Origin of the sequence: Aristaeella lactis, from assembly GCF_018118585.1 — a bacterium.
In the GTDB taxonomy this organism is placed as follows: Bacteria; Bacillota; Clostridia; order Christensenellales; family Aristaeellaceae; genus Aristaeella; species Aristaeella lactis.
In genome coordinates this window covers 248,633-263,745 of sequence record NZ_CP069421.1, presented here as the reverse complement: position 1 = coordinate 263,745, position 15,113 = coordinate 248,633, and the positions used below count along the sequence as shown (strand labels likewise).

The 15,113-nt window shown below is 54.9% G+C and carries 20 protein-coding genes and 1 riboswitch; of the genes, 15 read left to right on the top strand and 5 right to left on the bottom strand.

What is annotated here, in order from left to right:
• The first annotated feature begins 4 nt into the window (after positions 1-4).
• From JYE50_RS01260 to JYE50_RS01220, 9 genes are all read left to right on the top strand, one after another.
• Positions 5-472 carry an NUDIX domain-containing protein gene (locus JYE50_RS01260; protein WP_084096617.1) on the top strand — a complete coding sequence of 156 codons (468 nt, stop codon included), beginning with the start codon at positions 5-7 and terminating at the stop codon, positions 470-472.
• Positions 473-529: 57 nt separating this feature from the next.
• On the top strand, positions 530-1,582 hold the full coding sequence (locus tag JYE50_RS01255; RefSeq protein ID WP_084096618.1) for an ArsR/SmtB family transcription factor: 1,053 nt from the start codon (positions 530-532) through the stop codon (positions 1,580-1,582).
• Between the two features lie 144 nt (positions 1,583-1,726).
• Complete coding sequence (locus JYE50_RS01250; RefSeq protein WP_084096619.1) at positions 1,727-2,491, top strand: ABC transporter ATP-binding protein; 765 nt, start codon at positions 1,727-1,729, stop codon at positions 2,489-2,491.
• Positions 2,488-3,267, top strand: coding sequence for an ABC transporter permease (locus JYE50_RS01245; protein WP_084096620.1), 780 nt, complete (start codon positions 2,488-2,490; stop codon positions 3,265-3,267). The genes JYE50_RS01250 and JYE50_RS01245 overlap by 4 nt, the downstream gene beginning before the upstream one ends.
• Complete coding sequence (locus JYE50_RS01240; protein ID WP_084096621.1) at positions 3,267-4,046, top strand: ABC transporter permease; 780 nt, start codon at positions 3,267-3,269, stop codon at positions 4,044-4,046. The genes JYE50_RS01245 and JYE50_RS01240 overlap by 1 nt, the downstream gene beginning before the upstream one ends.
• Before the next feature lie 84 nt (positions 4,047-4,130).
• Positions 4,131-4,673, top strand: a complete 543-nt coding sequence (locus tag JYE50_RS01235; RefSeq protein ID WP_084096622.1) for a GNAT family N-acetyltransferase — start codon at positions 4,131-4,133, stop codon at positions 4,671-4,673.
• Positions 4,660-5,508, top strand: a complete 849-nt coding sequence (locus JYE50_RS01230) for a class I SAM-dependent methyltransferase (RefSeq protein WP_179138400.1) — start codon at positions 4,660-4,662, stop codon at positions 5,506-5,508. The genes JYE50_RS01235 and JYE50_RS01230 overlap by 14 nt, the downstream gene beginning before the upstream one ends.
• A complete protein-coding gene (locus JYE50_RS01225) occupies positions 5,505-6,014 on the top strand; it encodes a GNAT family N-acetyltransferase (RefSeq protein ID WP_084096624.1) in 510 nt (169 codons plus the stop codon). Before JYE50_RS01230 ends, JYE50_RS01225 begins: the two co-directional genes overlap by 4 nt.
• A gap of 18 nt (positions 6,015-6,032) precedes the next feature.
• Complete coding sequence (locus JYE50_RS01220; protein ID WP_084096625.1) at positions 6,033-6,548, top strand: NUDIX hydrolase; 516 nt, start codon at positions 6,033-6,035, stop codon at positions 6,546-6,548.
• 55 nt (positions 6,549-6,603) lie between these two features.
• Here the strand turns inward: JYE50_RS01220 and thiC are convergent, their stop codons facing one another.
• Genes thiC through thiW form a run of 5 tightly spaced genes read right to left on the bottom strand, consistent with a single transcriptional unit; the run spans position 6,604 to position 10,906 of the window.
• Entirely contained in the window at positions 6,604-7,908 is a 1,305-nt protein-coding gene (gene thiC, locus JYE50_RS01215) for a phosphomethylpyrimidine synthase ThiC (RefSeq protein ID WP_084096626.1), read from the bottom strand.
• Positions 7,909-7,928: 20 nt separating this feature from the next.
• Positions 7,929-8,735 (bottom strand): bifunctional hydroxymethylpyrimidine kinase/phosphomethylpyrimidine kinase, encoded by an 807-nt coding sequence (thiD, locus tag JYE50_RS01210; protein WP_084096627.1) that lies wholly within the window; start codon positions 8,733-8,735, stop codon positions 7,929-7,931.
• Positions 8,732-9,391 (bottom strand): thiamine phosphate synthase, encoded by a 660-nt coding sequence (gene thiE, locus JYE50_RS01205; RefSeq protein WP_084096628.1) that lies wholly within the window; start codon positions 9,389-9,391, stop codon positions 8,732-8,734. Before thiE ends, thiD begins: the two co-directional genes overlap by 4 nt.
• Entirely contained in the window at positions 9,388-10,188 is an 801-nt protein-coding gene (gene thiM / locus JYE50_RS01200; RefSeq protein ID WP_084096629.1) for a hydroxyethylthiazole kinase, read from the bottom strand. Before thiM ends, thiE begins: the two co-directional genes overlap by 4 nt.
• A complete protein-coding gene (gene thiW, locus JYE50_RS01195) occupies positions 10,172-10,906 on the bottom strand; it encodes an energy coupling factor transporter S component ThiW (RefSeq protein WP_084096710.1) in 735 nt (244 codons plus the stop codon). The genes thiM and thiW overlap by 17 nt, the downstream gene beginning before the upstream one ends.
• 196 nt (positions 10,907-11,102) lie before the next feature.
• A riboswitch (TPP riboswitch) is annotated at positions 11,103-11,210 on the bottom strand.
• Positions 11,211-11,450: 240 nt separating this feature from the next.
• Between thiW and JYE50_RS01190 the strand changes: the two genes are divergently transcribed.
• The 6 genes from JYE50_RS01190 to JYE50_RS01165 are packed head-to-tail and all read left to right on the top strand — an operon-like array spanning position 11,451 to position 15,111.
• Complete coding sequence (locus JYE50_RS01190) at positions 11,451-12,053, top strand: ATP-binding protein (protein ID WP_084096630.1); 603 nt, start codon at positions 11,451-11,453, stop codon at positions 12,051-12,053.
• A gap of 37 nt (positions 12,054-12,090) precedes the next feature.
• Complete coding sequence (locus tag JYE50_RS01185; RefSeq protein ID WP_084096631.1) at positions 12,091-12,615, top strand: 2'-5' RNA ligase family protein; 525 nt, start codon at positions 12,091-12,093, stop codon at positions 12,613-12,615.
• Positions 12,612-13,400 carry a class I SAM-dependent methyltransferase gene (locus JYE50_RS01180; RefSeq protein ID WP_084096632.1) on the top strand — a complete coding sequence of 263 codons (789 nt, stop codon included), beginning with the start codon at positions 12,612-12,614 and terminating at the stop codon, positions 13,398-13,400. The genes JYE50_RS01185 and JYE50_RS01180 overlap by 4 nt, the downstream gene beginning before the upstream one ends.
• Positions 13,401-13,454: 54 nt before the next feature.
• Positions 13,455-14,087: an HAD family hydrolase gene (locus JYE50_RS01175; protein ID WP_084096633.1), complete on the top strand. Its 633-nt coding sequence runs from the start codon at positions 13,455-13,457 to the stop codon at positions 14,085-14,087.
• Positions 14,088-14,091: 4 nt separating this feature from the next.
• A complete protein-coding gene (locus JYE50_RS01170; RefSeq protein ID WP_084096634.1) occupies positions 14,092-14,604 on the top strand; it encodes a GrpB family protein in 513 nt (170 codons plus the stop codon).
• Between the two features lie 24 nt (positions 14,605-14,628).
• Positions 14,629-15,111, top strand: a complete 483-nt coding sequence (locus tag JYE50_RS01165; protein WP_084096635.1) for a GNAT family N-acetyltransferase — start codon at positions 14,629-14,631, stop codon at positions 15,109-15,111.
• The last annotated feature ends 2 nt before the right edge of the window (positions 15,112-15,113 follow it).

The following is a 15,113-nucleotide window of genomic DNA, read 5'->3' as shown; positions in this document are numbered from 1 at the left end:
GCATATGACACAGGAAGAGATCAACAGCACCAACTGGAGCCAGTCTGTGGCCGGTGTCTGCCTGAAAGAAGGGAAAGTACTGCTTGCCCGCCATACTTACGGCAGCGGAAACGGAAAGCTGATCATCCCGGGCGGTTATGTCAAATTCGGGGAGGTGCCGGAAGAAACACTGGTCCGGGAATATCTGGAGGAAACCGGTGTACGGGTCAAAGCCGGCCGGCTTCTCGGTATACGGTTCAGCGCAAAGGACTGGTATGCTGTGTTTGCCGCGGAATATGTGGAAGGCGAAGCCCGGTCCGACGGGGATGAAAACAGCGAAGTCGTCTGGATGGACGTTGAGGAAGCCCTGAAGGATGAAACCGTCCCCGGCCTCACCAAGACCATGATCGAACAGGCGCTGAAAGAAACGGGTTTTGAACTCACACCCTACCAGACAACAAAGCAGGGCAATTTCCTGTACGTCGGGCGGTAAGTTGCTTTTTTCGATGAGCGTGATATAATATCCACATCAAGCAAAGGAGGGACCGGCATGCGCTGGGAAGTGCTGAATGACAGCTGTATATTTGCTTTCTCGCCGGAAGCGGAACCCATGCACGGCGTGCTCAGCCTGCTCTACGGAGAACCCAGGCACCAGCTCTGCACAGCGCTTTACGGTGCCGAACAGATTGCGGCCTGGAAACGCACGTACCGCTTTTTGTTTGAGACCTTCAGTGCCATAAAGGATCTCGCCGGCTATGGCATTCTGGACTTCCTGCTCGATACCGTCAGTCCGTCCTTTACGCTGGAAAGCTTCCGGAACTACATCCTCTCCCTGCCGGAAGAGGAAAGGGTTTTCCGCCAGCTGCCCTGGGAATACCTTTGCAAAGCATCCAAAGAAGATATCCTGAAGGCGCTCCGGGATGACGATGTCCTGGGCTCGCTTTACGCGCATATTGAAGACAAGTGTCCCAGCTTCCTCGGTTTTTCTTCCTTTGTCCGGCAAAGCGGCCGCTTTTTTGAGGAGTTTTTTGCCATGTCCGCCGAACTGGATACTCCCGCGCTGCAGGAAGCGCTGCAGGCACACAGCAGTGATGTCGAAGCCTTCCGCGCAAGGGTCATTGATATCCTTAAAACTTCAGACGGTCTGGAAAGCTCGCAGAAGCTGATGGGTAAAAACTTTTACAACCGCGGACCCTATGAACAGTTCTTCTTTATGCCTTCCCTGCTTGTACCGTTCAACGCGCTGCGCTATTTCTATGAAAACAACACGCCTCATAACAAACAGATCCTGGTCTGCAGCATCCGTGATCAGAAAACGCCGCGTGAGAATACCGTTGCCGCGCTGAAAGCGCTTTCGGATGAAACCCGCTACCAGATCCTGATGTTCCTGGCGGAGCAGGGTCCGGCAAAGGGACAGGATATCGCGCGTATGCTGAAGCTGACCCCCTCCACCGTATCGCATCATATGACGGAGCTCCGTCAGTGCGGTCTCGTTACAGAAGAACCGATTCGGACAGCAAAATACTATGGCATTTCCGGAAAGGCTTTACAAAACCTGCTTTCCGCTATCGCAAAGGACCTGAAGCTGGACTCCGTTTACTGAATACAAAAGATTCACAGATTCTTCATACTGGTCATTTCCGTCAGCCTGCCGCGCAGGCTGATTTTTTTGTCTTGACATTCGTTCTTTGTTCGATTATTATCTTATTAGATGATCATCGTATTTATATGAGAGGGTGTGAATCAGATGGAAACAGTGATTGAAGCCAGGGACCTCAGACGGGAATATGTGACCCGCCGCGGATTCTGGAAAAGGGAAAAGAATGTAGTCAAAGCGGTGGACGGTATTTCCTTCGATGTAAAACAGGGGGAGGTCTTCGGGCTGCTGGGGCAGAACGGAGCGGGAAAGACCACCACCATCAAAATGCTGACCACCCTGCTCGCGCCTACAGCCGGAATCTGCAAAGTACTGGACCGGAATACCTTCGGAGAGGAAAAGCTTATCCGCACACGGATCAATTTCATCTTCGGCGGGGAAATGGGCGTATACCGCCGGCTTTCCGCCCGGGACAACCTCCGGTATTTCGCGAATCTGTACATGATTCCCCGTGACCAGCGCGATGAACGTATCAGGAAGATCCTGGAGCTGGTGGACCTGGCCGGGCGGGCGGATGACCTGGCGGAAACCTATTCCAAAGGCATGATCCAGCGCCTGCAGATCGCCCGCGGGCTCATCAACGACCCGGAGATCCTGTTTATGGATGAACCCACCGTCGGCCTGGATCCCGTCGGGGCCAGGATGCTGCGGGACATCATCCGCCGGCTGAAGGAGGAAGGCAAAACCGTCCTGCTTACCACCCACAACCTTGCCGAAGTAGAGGAACTGTGTGACCGGCTGGTCATCATCAACAAGGGCAAAGTGATTGCCAGCGGTACGCCGTCCGGGATCAGGGGCAGCTATGATTCCCTGGAGGACGCTTATGTCAAACTGGTTGAGGGGGTGTCCGCGTGAATCTCAGTATCCTGCTCAGCACCATGCGGGTACAAATGAAGCAGTCCTTTGCCCGTCCTATGTTCCGCTTCTGCCTCCTTGCCAACCCGATCCTCAACACGATCCTGCTGTATGAAATGTACCGCGGTTCCGGTGAGGACAACTTCATGGCCTATGTGGTCCTGGGGTCCGGCCTTATGGGGCTCTGGGGCTGCATCTGCTTTTCTTCCGCCGGTGACATCAACCGGGAACGCTACAGCGGCACCCTGGCGCTGATCTTTGCTGCCCCCGCGCGTTTCCCCGCCATCATTCTCGGCAAGATCATCGGCAATACGCTGATGTCCCTGCTGACCCTCGGTATTTCCCTGGTGACTGCGGTTGTCCTGTTCCGGATCCCGCTGATGCTCGCAAGCCCGCTGTACTTCCTGCTGGCGCTGCTGGCCGCCATTCTCTCCTTCGTGGTCATTTCCTCCGTTGTCGCGTGCCTGCTGACGCTCTCCCGCAAAACGGAGCTGTATATGAACTGTATCGAGATCCCGATCATCCTGCTCTGCGGCTTTGTGTTTCCCGTTTCGGTACTGCCGGATGCCGTACAGGTGATCAGCCGTGTCCTCTCCCCCACCTACGCTGTGGAACTCCTGCGCATGGCCGTATGGGGTGTAGATGATCCGGCGGTCTTCTGGCAGAAACTCGGTATCCTGATGGGCCTCACGGTCCTGTATACGCTTTTGTCCGCGCTGCTGTACCGGAAGATCGACCGCCGCGTACGCATCGCCGCAACACTGGAGGTGGCCTGATGATCTATCGTTTTTTTGACCAGGCTTACCTGTACCACAAAGGACGCCGCGCAGCCTTCCAGGCTGAGGAATTCGCCCTGATGCAAATTGGTTATCCCCTGATCACACTGGTTTTCTATTGCCTGATCGCTTCCTACAGTTTCCGCACCACAAACCTGACAAGCTGGGTGATCGGCAATGCTTTCCTGCTATGCACAAATGCCTGCATCTTCGGACTGGGCGGCATCTTTGCCGGAGAGCGGTACTACGGACGCCTGCGTTCGATCATTGCCTCCCCTTCCGGAAAGCTTCCGCTGATCCTTGCCAACGGCATGTACCCCGCGCTGTTTGCCATCTGCGCTTCCGTGTGTGGCTTCATCGTCGGATCCTGCGTTTTCGGTGTGGACTTTTCCGGTGTTAATCTCGGTCTTGCCGCCCTGGCCATCCTCTGTGCCATGGGATCGGCTGCCTGCTTCGGCCTGTTCCTGTCGGTATTCGGCCTGATCAGCGACAGCATGCACCTGGTGCTGAATGTGGTCAGCTATCTGCTGATGATCTTCACCGGCGCCGAATTCCCGGTATCGCAGCTTCCGCTCATCGGCCGGATCATCTCACAGCTTATGCCGCTGACCAAATCGATCTCCGCTATGAACCTGCTGTTCCAGCCGGATCACAGCCGGTTTGCGGTCCTGCTGCTGGGAGAGCTGGCCACCGGTGCCGCGTACGCGCTGCTGGCACGGGCGGTGTTCGGTTTTGCGGAGCGCACCGCGCAGCGCACCGGCCGGTTTGATATGTTCTGATCAAAAGGCTTTTCCGCGGCGGTTCTCTCCTGTATAATGATGCGGTAAATCTTTTCCCTATCAGATACATTGGAGAGAAACAAAATGCAGATCAGGAAAGCGTCCGCCGGTGAAATGCTGAGTCTTTGGGAATACGATGATCTCAGCAAAGCATCCAATACGGCGAAATACTTTTATCAGAACATCGAATCAGGAAACGCGGTTTTCTGGACGATGGAGCATGACGGAAAGCTGATCGGCGAACTGTATGTCTTCCGGGATATCCCCTTTGACCGGGATTTCGCGGACGGAAAAACCACCGCCTACCTGTGTGCCTTCCGGATCGAAAAGGAATACCGGGGCCGCGGCCTTGGCACACGGCTCATGGAGACCGTCCTGGCCGACCTGAAAGCCGCCGGTTTCCGGCGTGTCACCATCGGTGTCGGCCCGGAAGAGGAGCTCAACGTCAGGCTGTATCACCGCATGGGCTTCACCGAAAAGATCAAGGACTGCCATGCTGATCCCTGCGCCATGGACGCGGATATGAATCCCGCGCCGGATGATTGTTTCTGGCCAGGAACCTGTAAACACAGTACACTTCCCAGTCACTTATATTCTGAAGGAGGAAAAGAAAATGACGAATTTTGAAAGGGTAAAGGATTACTACAAAAACTTCGATGAAAAGAACCGCCTGGCCAACAGCAGCCATGGCAAGCTGGAATATATGATGACCATGGATATTCTGAAGGAGCATCTGCCCAAAGGCGGCACCATACTCGACCTGGGCGGCGGCGCCGGTGCCTATGCCTTCCCCCTCGCCGCGGAAGGATATAAGGTCGTCCTGGCCGACCTGTCCCCCGACCTGATCGAACAGGCAAAGCAGGAAAAGGCAGAGACCGGAGCCGATAATCTCATCGCCTGTGACGTTGTGAACGCGACAGATCTGAATATGTACAGCGATGGTCAGTTCGATGCCGTATTGCTGCTCGGGCCGTTGTACCACCTGATCGAGGAATCCGAGCGGAAACAGTGCGTGTCCGAGGTGTACAGGGTATTGAAGCCCGGCGGAACAGTTATCGCCAGCTTTATCCCATATCTCACCGGCAGCATTGCCATTGTTGACAGGTTCTTCCGCGACCCGCGCCAGGTTAACAGGGAAAATATGGTGGGGGTTTTCCGTTCCGGCAAGTTCAACAATATGGCTCCCTGGGGCTTCCAGGAAGGATATTATCCTTCTTCCGACGAAATTGATGAGCTGTTTAAAAACTGCGGTTTCAGCAAAAAGCTGATCCGTTCCCTCCGCAGCTTCGGTTACGGCCGGGAAGAAATGCTCTGCAGCCTGGCTGAAAAAGACCCGGAGATGTTCAATATCATTATCGGGCTGATCAACCAAACCGCGGAAGACAAAGCCATCATCGAAACCTGCTGCCATGCCGTCTATATCGGCACCAGGCATAAGCAGGCCTTTGGGGAGATTGCATGACCATCAGGGAACTGACAGAAAAAGATATCCCGGCATTCTATCATATGATGTGCTTGCTGGATGAAGAGACGGAATATATGATGTACGAGCCCGGAGAACGCCGCGATCCGGAAGGTTTCCGGACTCGTGTGCTTGAGGCACTGTCCGGAGGCGATTTCCTGCTGGCCGCTGAAAGCAAAAACGGGGAGCTCGTCGGCTTTCTCTGGGCAGAGCGCGGAAAGATGAACCGGATCCGGCATACAGCTTATATTGTTGTCGGGATCCGTGAATCTTACCGGCACCGGGGCATCGGAACAGCGTTTTTCCGGCAGCTGGATGAATGGGCCGCAGCAAGCGGTATTGTCCGTCTGGAGCTCACCGTTGAGTGCCCGAACGGGAGCGCCAAAGCCCTGTATGAAAAGAACGGTTTCCGGGTGGAAGGCATACGTCCCAAAGCCATGAAGGTCAATGGTTCTCTCATAGATGAGTACTATATGGGCAAAATCATCGGAGAACCGGCAGAATAAACATCCGGAGGCTGAACAATGCGTCTTCTGTTTGAAATGGACCTGCACGATTACGCGGAATGCACCCGCTCCTTTGTCCGGAACTCCGCCAGGAGCATTATTATCCGGAACGGGAAAGTGGCGATGGTCCACAGCCTGAAATATGATTATTACAAATTCCCCGGCGGCGGCATCGAAGTCGGGGAAAACCCGGTGGAGGCCATGATCCGGGAAACCCGGGAAGAAGCAGGTTTGACCGTTATTCTGGATTCTGTGAAGGAATACAGTCTTGTTCACAGGATCCAGAAAAGCGACAGTGATCCCGCCGAGTGCTTTGTGCAGGACAACTATTACTACCTCTGTGACGCGCTGGATGAAACGGTTTCCCAGGATCTGGACAGCTATGAATCCGGTGAAGGGTATCGGCTGGAGTTCATGGATCCGCAGTCTGCGATCCAAAAGAACCGGAATGTAAAATCCAGCCCTTACAACGGGCTGATGTTTGAACGGGAAGCCCGGATCCTGGAAATGCTGATCGCCGAAAAATACCTGTAAATACCAAAGGCCGCCGGTTCGAAAAAACGAACCGGCGGCCTTCTTTCTTTTCCGCTTACAGGATATCAATATACTCGCCGTTCAGGGCCTTGTTCATGCTCCTGACCGCGCAGAATTTGCCGCACATGGAACAGGTATCCTCGTGTTCGGGGGCCCTGCTGTCCCGGATCGCTTTGGCGGTTGCCGGATCAATGGAGCATTCCCACTGCTGTTCCCAGTCAAAGGTCCGCCTGGCCTCCGCCATCCGGTCATCCATATCTCTGGCATGCGGGATCTTTTTGGCAATATCCGCCGCATGGGCAGCGATCCTGGAGGCGATGATGCCCTGCTTCACATCTTCCACATTCGGAAGGGCCAGATGCTCCGCCGGGGTGACATAGCAGAGGAACGCCGCGCCGGATGCAGCGGCGATCGCCCCGCCGATGGCGGAAGTGATATGATCGTATCCGGGAGCGATATCCGTCACCAGCGGCCCGAGCACATAGAAAGGCGCTCCCATGCAGATGGTCTGCTGCAGCTTCATATTGGCTTCGATCTGGTCCATCGGCATGTGTCCGGGGCCTTCCACCATCACCTGCACATCCTTCTCCCAGGCCCGCTTGGTCAGTTCGCCCAGGCGGACAAGTTCCTCGATCTGGCACACGTCGCTGGCATCCGCCAGGCAGCCTGGGCGGCAGGCATCCCCCAGGGAGATGGTCACGTCATATTCCCGGCAGATTTCCAGGATCTCGTCATAGTATTTATAGAACGGGTTCTCCTCTCCTGTCATGCTCATCCAGGCAAAGACCAGGGAGCCGCCGCGGGAAACGATATTCATCTTCCGCTTGTGCTTTTTGATCTGTTCAATGGTCTTGCGGGTAATACCGCAGTGCAGGGTCACAAAGTCCACACCGTCCTCCGCGTGCAGGCGGACCACGTCAATGAAATCCTTCGCGGTCAGGGTCGCCAGGTCCCGCTGGTAATGGATCACGCTGTCATAAACCGGTACCGTTCCGATCATGGCAGGGCACTCCGCGGTCAGTTTCCGCCGGAAAGGCTGTGTGTTGCCGTGGCTGGACAGGTCCATGATCGCTTCCGCGCCCATGTCCACAGCGGCCATCACCTTCTGCATCTCAATGTCATAATCCTTGCAGTCCCGGGACACCCCCAGGTTCACGTTGATCTTCGTCCTGAGCATGGAGCCTACGCCGTTCGGGTTGATACAGGTATGAAGCCGGTTGGCGCAGATGGCAACCTGGCCTTTGGCGACCAGTTCCCGGATCTCCTGCTCTGTCCTGTATTCCTTAGCGGCAACCGCCTTCATTTCCGGGGTAATGATGCCCTTCCGTGCGGCATCCATCTGGGTCGTGTAATCTCTCATTGGTCTTCGTTCCTTTCAGGTTAATTTGCTTCTTCGGCAAACCGGGAATTCAGGTCAAAATTATGCTTCATCGGACCGGCGCCTTTTCCCAGGTCCAGCATCGCCCCCAGCGCGCCGGAAATGTATTCCTTTGCCCTCCGTACAGACTCATCCAGGGCAAATCCTTTCGCCAGGTTGGCGGCAATGGCGCTGGACAGCGTACAGCCGGTCCCATGGGTATTGGGATTATCGATCCGCTTCCCTTCAAACCAGGTGATTTTCCCGTCTTCGCAGAGCAGGTCATTGGCATCGTTAATGCTGTGACCGCCCTTCAGCAGCACCGCGCAGTGACGGTCACCACTGATCTGCTTTGCCGCCTTTTCCATGTCCTCCGCGGTACGGATGCTCATGCCGGAGAGGATCTCCGCCTCTGGAATATTGGGCGTGACCAGCTCAGCCAGGGGCAGCAGCTCATCCATCAGGGTCTGCACCGCGTCTGTTTTCATCAGGGCGGAACCGGAAGTAGCCACCATCACAGGATCAACCACCACATTCCCTGCCCGGTAAAACCGCAGCCGTTCCGCGATCACCCGGATCAGCTCCCCGGAGGATACCATGCCGATCTTCACCGCATCCGGCCGGATATCCTCAAACACCGCGTCAATCTGCTGCTGCAGGAATTCGGGTGTCACCTCCATGATGGCCCTCACGCCGGTGGTATTCTGGGCTGTCAGGGCTGTGATCGCGCTCATGGCATAAACACCGTTCATCGTCATGGTCTTCAGGTCCGCCTGGATCCCGGCGCCTCCGCTGGAATCGCTTCCCGCGATGGTCAAAGCTGTTTTCATGCCCCTGTTTCTCCTTTCCCCCGGATCAGGCCGAGCTCCCGGGCTCTGGCTTTCAGTCCTTCAGCGGCTGTCCTCGGGTTTTCCGCCTTCATGATGGCCGATACGGCACAGATGCCGGCAATGGGGATTCCGGCAAGTACGTCAATGTTATCCCGGTTCAGGCCGCCGATGGCGTTGACCGGAATGGAAACAGCCTCACAGATATCCCGCAGGGTATCGGTAGATGTCAGGACGGTCTTCACTTTCGTGGTTGTGGGATAGATGGCGCCAACGCCCAGGTAGTCCGCTCCCTGGGCTTCCTCATCCAGCGCCCAGGGCACCGTTTTGGCCGTTGCCCCGATGATCTTTTCCGTCCCCAGGATCTTCCGGGCCGCGGCAACTGTCATGTCCTCCGCGCCCAGGTGCACGCCCTCCGCGTCCACGGCCAGCGCAACGTCCACCCGGTCGTCAATAATCAGCGGAACGCCGTACTGCCGGGTGAGCGCGTGAACTTTTTCAGCAAGGGCAATGTATTCCCGGGTACTCCTGCTCTTCTCACGGATCTGCAGGATGGTCACACCGCCCTGCAGGGCCGCCTCCACCCGGCTGAGGAATTCCTCCTCTCCGAATCCTGTGCTGTCAGTGATGAAATACAGGCTTGTATCAAACTGCTTCACAATGCTGTTTCCTCCGTGCTCATATTGTTTTCCAGCTGTGCGTCCGTAACCGTGGACAGGGCATCCAGCAGGCTGACCATAAAGGTACCGCTGCCCTTTTCCGTTTCAGCAAGCTGCCCGCAGACGCCCAGCATGACGCAGGCGGCAGAAGCCGCTTCCATTCCCGGGCAGGCGGACAGGAATACGCCGCAAAGCACCCCGAGCATGCATCCTGTGCCTGTCACAGCCGCAAGCTGCGGCGTACCGTTTTTGATCCTTGCGGTTTTTACGCCGTCCGTGACGATATCCGTTTTTCCGCTGGCCAGGACCACCGTACCATATCTCTTTGCCAGTTCACGGGCCGCATCCAGCACCGTAGCCTCATCCAGTTCGCCGTCCGCGTCCACCCCGGGGGAATGATAAGCCGCATGATACAGCGCATAGATCTCCGAATAGTTTCCCTTGAGCACTGCCGGAGCCGCCGTCTCCAGCAGCTTCAGCACAAAGCCGCGCCGCAGTCCGGAGCACGCGGTGCCCACCGCGTCAAGAACAACCGGGATTCCTTCTCTGGCAGCTGCCTGCAGGGAGATTTCCATGGAAACCATCCTCACGTCAGTGATGTTTCCGGTATTCAGCACCAGCGCGTCCGCTGATTCCGTGATCTCATCCACCTCCGCCGGATGCTCCGCCATGATCGGGCGCGCACCGGCAGCCAGCACCGTGTTGGCGCACTGGTTGATGGAGATCGGATTGGTGATGCAGTGAATCAGCGGTCTGTTTTCCCTCACCGCGCCGCGTATTTCACTCAGTCTTCGCATTTGCTTCCCTTACCTTCTTTGTTTTGCATACATAGTAGATCAAACCCGCAGCCGCCGCGGCTGCAGGAGCAGCATAAGCAGCGGTATTCCAGGCGGGAGATGTCAGGCCGAAAGCGGTGGAAGCCACCTTGATTACCACCCAGAGAATTCCTCCCAATGCTGCGATGGTCAGCGCGTCAGCCCGTACGCTCATCTGGTCGTGATAGGCCGCGGATCCCACAGACCGCTGCATCCTGGCCAGCATACCGTTGGATGCCAGCTTGCGCAGGAACACATACGCGATGCTTCCGCCAATCAGCGTTCCGCAGATAAAGGAGGGCACATAGAAAAGCCAGCTCAGCCCTTCCTTTCCCCACAGCAGGGTCATCACCGGATAGGATGCCAGAGCGCCGATGATCCCGGTTCCGATAATCTCACCCGCCACAGCTATAAGGATCTTTCCTTTGGACATGCGATAGAATACCCCGGACAGGAAAGCCCCGAAAACCGCGCCTGTCAGCGCCAGCGGGGGAATCCCCATCGTCAGCATGCGGATGATTCCGATCACCGTCGCGCACAGCAGCGAATACCAGGGACCCATCAGAACTGAACAGACAATATTGATCAGGTGCGCCATCGGACACATTCCCTCCACCCGAAGGATCGGCGAGATCACCACGCCAAGAGCAATCAGCAGGGACAGGACAACCAGTTTCAGGATAACGTCGGACTTCCTCATTTTTGTGAACCCCTTTTCGATATGAAATACGAAGCTTGTACGCTTCGCCCGGTCGGGAATCACTTTTCCCCTCTCACCCCGAAACACGGGTTCCCATCGCAGGATTACAAAGCCCAGGGCGCTCCCCCTCAGCCCGCCGCTCACGCGGATAATGAAAAAGCAGGAGAAAACCTTCAGGGGTTTTCTCCTGCACAAACGTATCCGTTCTTCAGCTTCCTACGGCGGCATTACCCACATCAGGTTTAAGGGTCGAAGGTGAAACCTTCCTCTCAGCCTGTCATCACAAGCTCCCCTGCATATTCAGTTGGTGTGCGGGAACGGGATGCTGTCCCGTACCTGCTCCGGAAATGGATTATATGCCTGCGCCGGGAAGAATACAAGATGTTTTTCCGGAAAACATAAAAAAGCCATTCCCTGTTTTTTCCCTTGACAGGCCGATGGTGTTCTGTTATGATGCGCGAAATACTTTCAGTTCCATGGATATACCGGTATTACGGGTTTTCGTTCATCGTACCCTCACAGAACCGAAAGGCAGGTGAATCACATGGCAAATCTGATCGTAATCTGCGGGCCCCAGGCAGTCGGCAAAATGACCGTCGCGGAAAGCCTGCGGGACAAGCTCCGCTATAACATGATGATGAATCATGACAGCATTGAGGTGTCAGACCGGATCTTCGGGTTTGCCACCCCTGCCCAGAAGGAATTCAACGCCTTTTTCAGGGAAAAGGCCTTTGAGCTGGCCGTAAAGCACAATGTGGACCTGATCTTCACCTATGTCTGCGCTTTTGATATTCCGGAAGAGCGGGAGTACCTGTCAAAGCTGAAGGATCTTTTTGAGCAGGGCGGCGGCCGTTTCTATTTTGTTGAATTAAGCGCGGACCTTGAAACCAGGCTGGCGAGGAACGAAACCCCGCACCGCATGGAGCGGAAAGCCTCCAAGCGGGATGTAACCTGGAGCAGGGATAACCTGCTGAAGGATGCCCGAAGACACAAGTTGAATTCGGATGAAAACGAGGTTTGGTTTGAAAACCATCTGAAGATCGACAATACGGATCTGACTCCCGACCGGGCCGCGGACCGGGTGATTGAAGTCTTCGGCCTGGTGCCCAATGATAAAAGCGAAAAAGAATACCGTTTCGGTGTGTAAAGCACAGAAAACTTTTGGATGACAGAGGTGAAAAAGTATGGCAGGCAAAGCATTATACGTCCTCGCCGGATATGACGACCGGACGGAAAAGACGTTGGCCGGGATGCAGGAGAAGCTGTATAAACTGGGATTCTCCGGTGTCCAGACAAAGAACATTCCCATGCATTTCACCCTGGGCTCATATCATACCGATCAGGAAGAAGCCCTGAAGGAACGCCTTCGGAGGATCGCGGATACACAGCGGGCTTTCGATGTTTCTTTTAACCATGTCGGGCTTTTCCGGCTGCCGGAGAATGACGTGCTGTTCATTAAACCGGAGGCCGGCCGGGAAATGCTGGACCTGAAGGACAGCTTCAATGACAGCCTGGACACCTTCAGCTGGTCAGCCCATACCACACTGCTGATCGACAGGCCGGATGTGATCCGGGAGGCCCTCTCCCCTGTGCTCGGCGGTTTCTCTCCCTTTGAAGGGAAAGTATCCGTCCTGCATCTGTATGAATTCTGGCCCGCGCGGCATATTCTTTCAGTACAGCTGAAAACTTTGGAGGATGATAAACTATGAGCACGAGAGAAGAGATCATCAGCGGATTCTATAACCAGGTTGACGAAGACAGCCGGCTTCAGAATAACCGTCACGGACAGCTGGAATATACCGTGACCATGCATTATATCCACCGCTTTGCCGCGCCCGGTTCCAAAGTGCTGGAAGTAGGCGCCGGAACCGGCAGGTACTCCATTGCCCTGGCAAAGGAAGGCATGGACGTGACAGCTGTGGAGCTGGTGGAGAAAAACCTCGATGTTCTGAAGCAGAACAGCCGGGGTGTGGACCATATCAGTTCCTTCCAGGGAGACGCGACAGACCTGGGCCGGTTTGAGGATCAGGCCTTTGACATCACGCTTGTTCTGGGACCGCTCTATCACCTGTATGACGCGGCGGATATCCATAAAGCCATTGACGAAGCCATCCGTGTCACCAGGAAGGGCGGCGTCATCCTCTTCGCGTTCCTCTCCGTCTTCGGTATCATGTATGCCAATTACCTCAGCGGCGACTGGGCGGAAGGCCAGGAGGAAAACTTTACAAAGGATTACAAAGTTAAGCACTTTAAGGAACAGCTGTTCACCGGATACGATATTGTTGAATTTGAAAAACTGTTTGAGGACAAACCGGTTCAGTGGATCACCACCACCGGTACAGACGGCGTGCTGGAGCCCATTGAAGTGCGTCCGGATTTTGAGATCACGGACGAGGACTTTCCGGCTTTTGTGGACTGGTACCTGGCCTTTTCAGAAAAGCGGGAACTGTTAGGCGCGACCAATCATCTTTTATACATCTGCCGGAAGCAGTGACAGGTCTCCCCGTTTCTTTTGGCAGGACCATGTGATGAAAAGGAAATAATTCGGATGAAAAAGACGACAATCCTGATCGATATGTACGGCGTCATCCTGGAGGAGAGCAAAGGTTTCTTTATCCCCTACACCTTCAATGCTTTCGATCAGTCGGAATATGACAGGCTGACCAGGCAGTTCAGAGAGGAAAACCTGTTTACAAAAGCGTCAAACGGTGAACTGACCTCGGATGAATTCCTGACCCGGCTTGGTTTCGATGATCCCCGCTTCCATATGGTCAACTATATCGATCATTGCCTGACGCTGGATAAAGGGTTTCTGCCCTTTGCCGAAAAATATGCTTCCCTGTACGATTTTGTGCTGCTTTCCAATGACGTTTCGGAGTGGAGCGCATATATCACCGAGCACCACGGACTGGACAGATTCTTCAGTCACAAGATCGTCAGCGGGGATGTGAAATGCCGCAAGCCGGACAGGAAGATCTATGAGACTGCCCTGTCGGTCACCGGGAAGAAGCCTGAGGAATGTTTCTTTGTTGACAACAGTGTCAAAAACCTCCTGGCTGCCGCCGAACTGGACATTGAACCGATCCTGTTCAACAGGGATCACGAGGAATATGACGGAACAGTCGTCACTTCTTTCCCGGAACTGGCGGCACTGCTGGACCAAACGAATAAGGAGTGTTGAGCTGATGCACAGAAGACATATCATCGTTCAGCCTTACGACGAGATGTGGAAACAGGACTTTATCAGTATCAGCAATGAGATCCGGGATGCCCTGGGTGAACTGGCCCTGCGGATTGAGCATGTCGGAAGCACCTCCGTGCCCGGGTTGTCCGCCAAGCCGGTCATCGATATCGATGTGGTCATCCGGGATCATTCCGTGCTGGATGAGGTGATTTCCCGGCTGGCAAAGATCGGTTATCAGCATGAAGGCAACCTGGGCATCGCAGGCCGGGAAGCCTTCGGCTATGAGGGAAAAGAGCACCTGAAAGAACATCACCTGTATGTCTGCCCGGAGGATTCACCGGAGCTGAAAAGGCACATTGCCTTCAGGGATTACCTTCGATCTCATCCCGATGCGGTACAGGAATACAGCCGGATCAAGGAAGAAGCGGCTTCCTTTTACCCGTATGATATTGATCAGTATATAGGGCATAAGTCCCCGGTCATCGAAAAGATCTATAAAGAGATTGGACTATGACAGTCCAGGTTCTGGAGGAAAAGAATGAAAAAGATTTTTGAATCGGAAAACATCAGCTATGTGGAGGTTTCGGCAGAACTGATTCCGGATTACCTCACCATGGTCAATGATATCGAACACGTGGACCGTTTCATCGGCGGTGCGCACGAGCTTTACACCGAAGCGCAGGAAGCGGAATGGGTTCAGGAACAGCTGCGGGAGAAAAAGCCGGTCTTTTCCATGATCGAAAAGAAGAGCGGCCGGTTTATCGGAAACGTTGAGCTGATGAACATCACCGGTTCCGCCGGGGAGCTTGGCATTGCCATTACCGCGGCCATGCAGGAAAAAGGATATGGCACAGAGGCTGTCAAAGCCATCACAGCATACGGTATGAACACCCTCGGGCTGAACCGGGTCTGTCTCAGGACCAACCTCGATAATTACCGGGCGATCCATGTCTATGAAAAGTGCGGCTTCCGGGAATTCAAACGCACCGCCGAACATGTCTGCATGGAAATATTCAGGTAAGG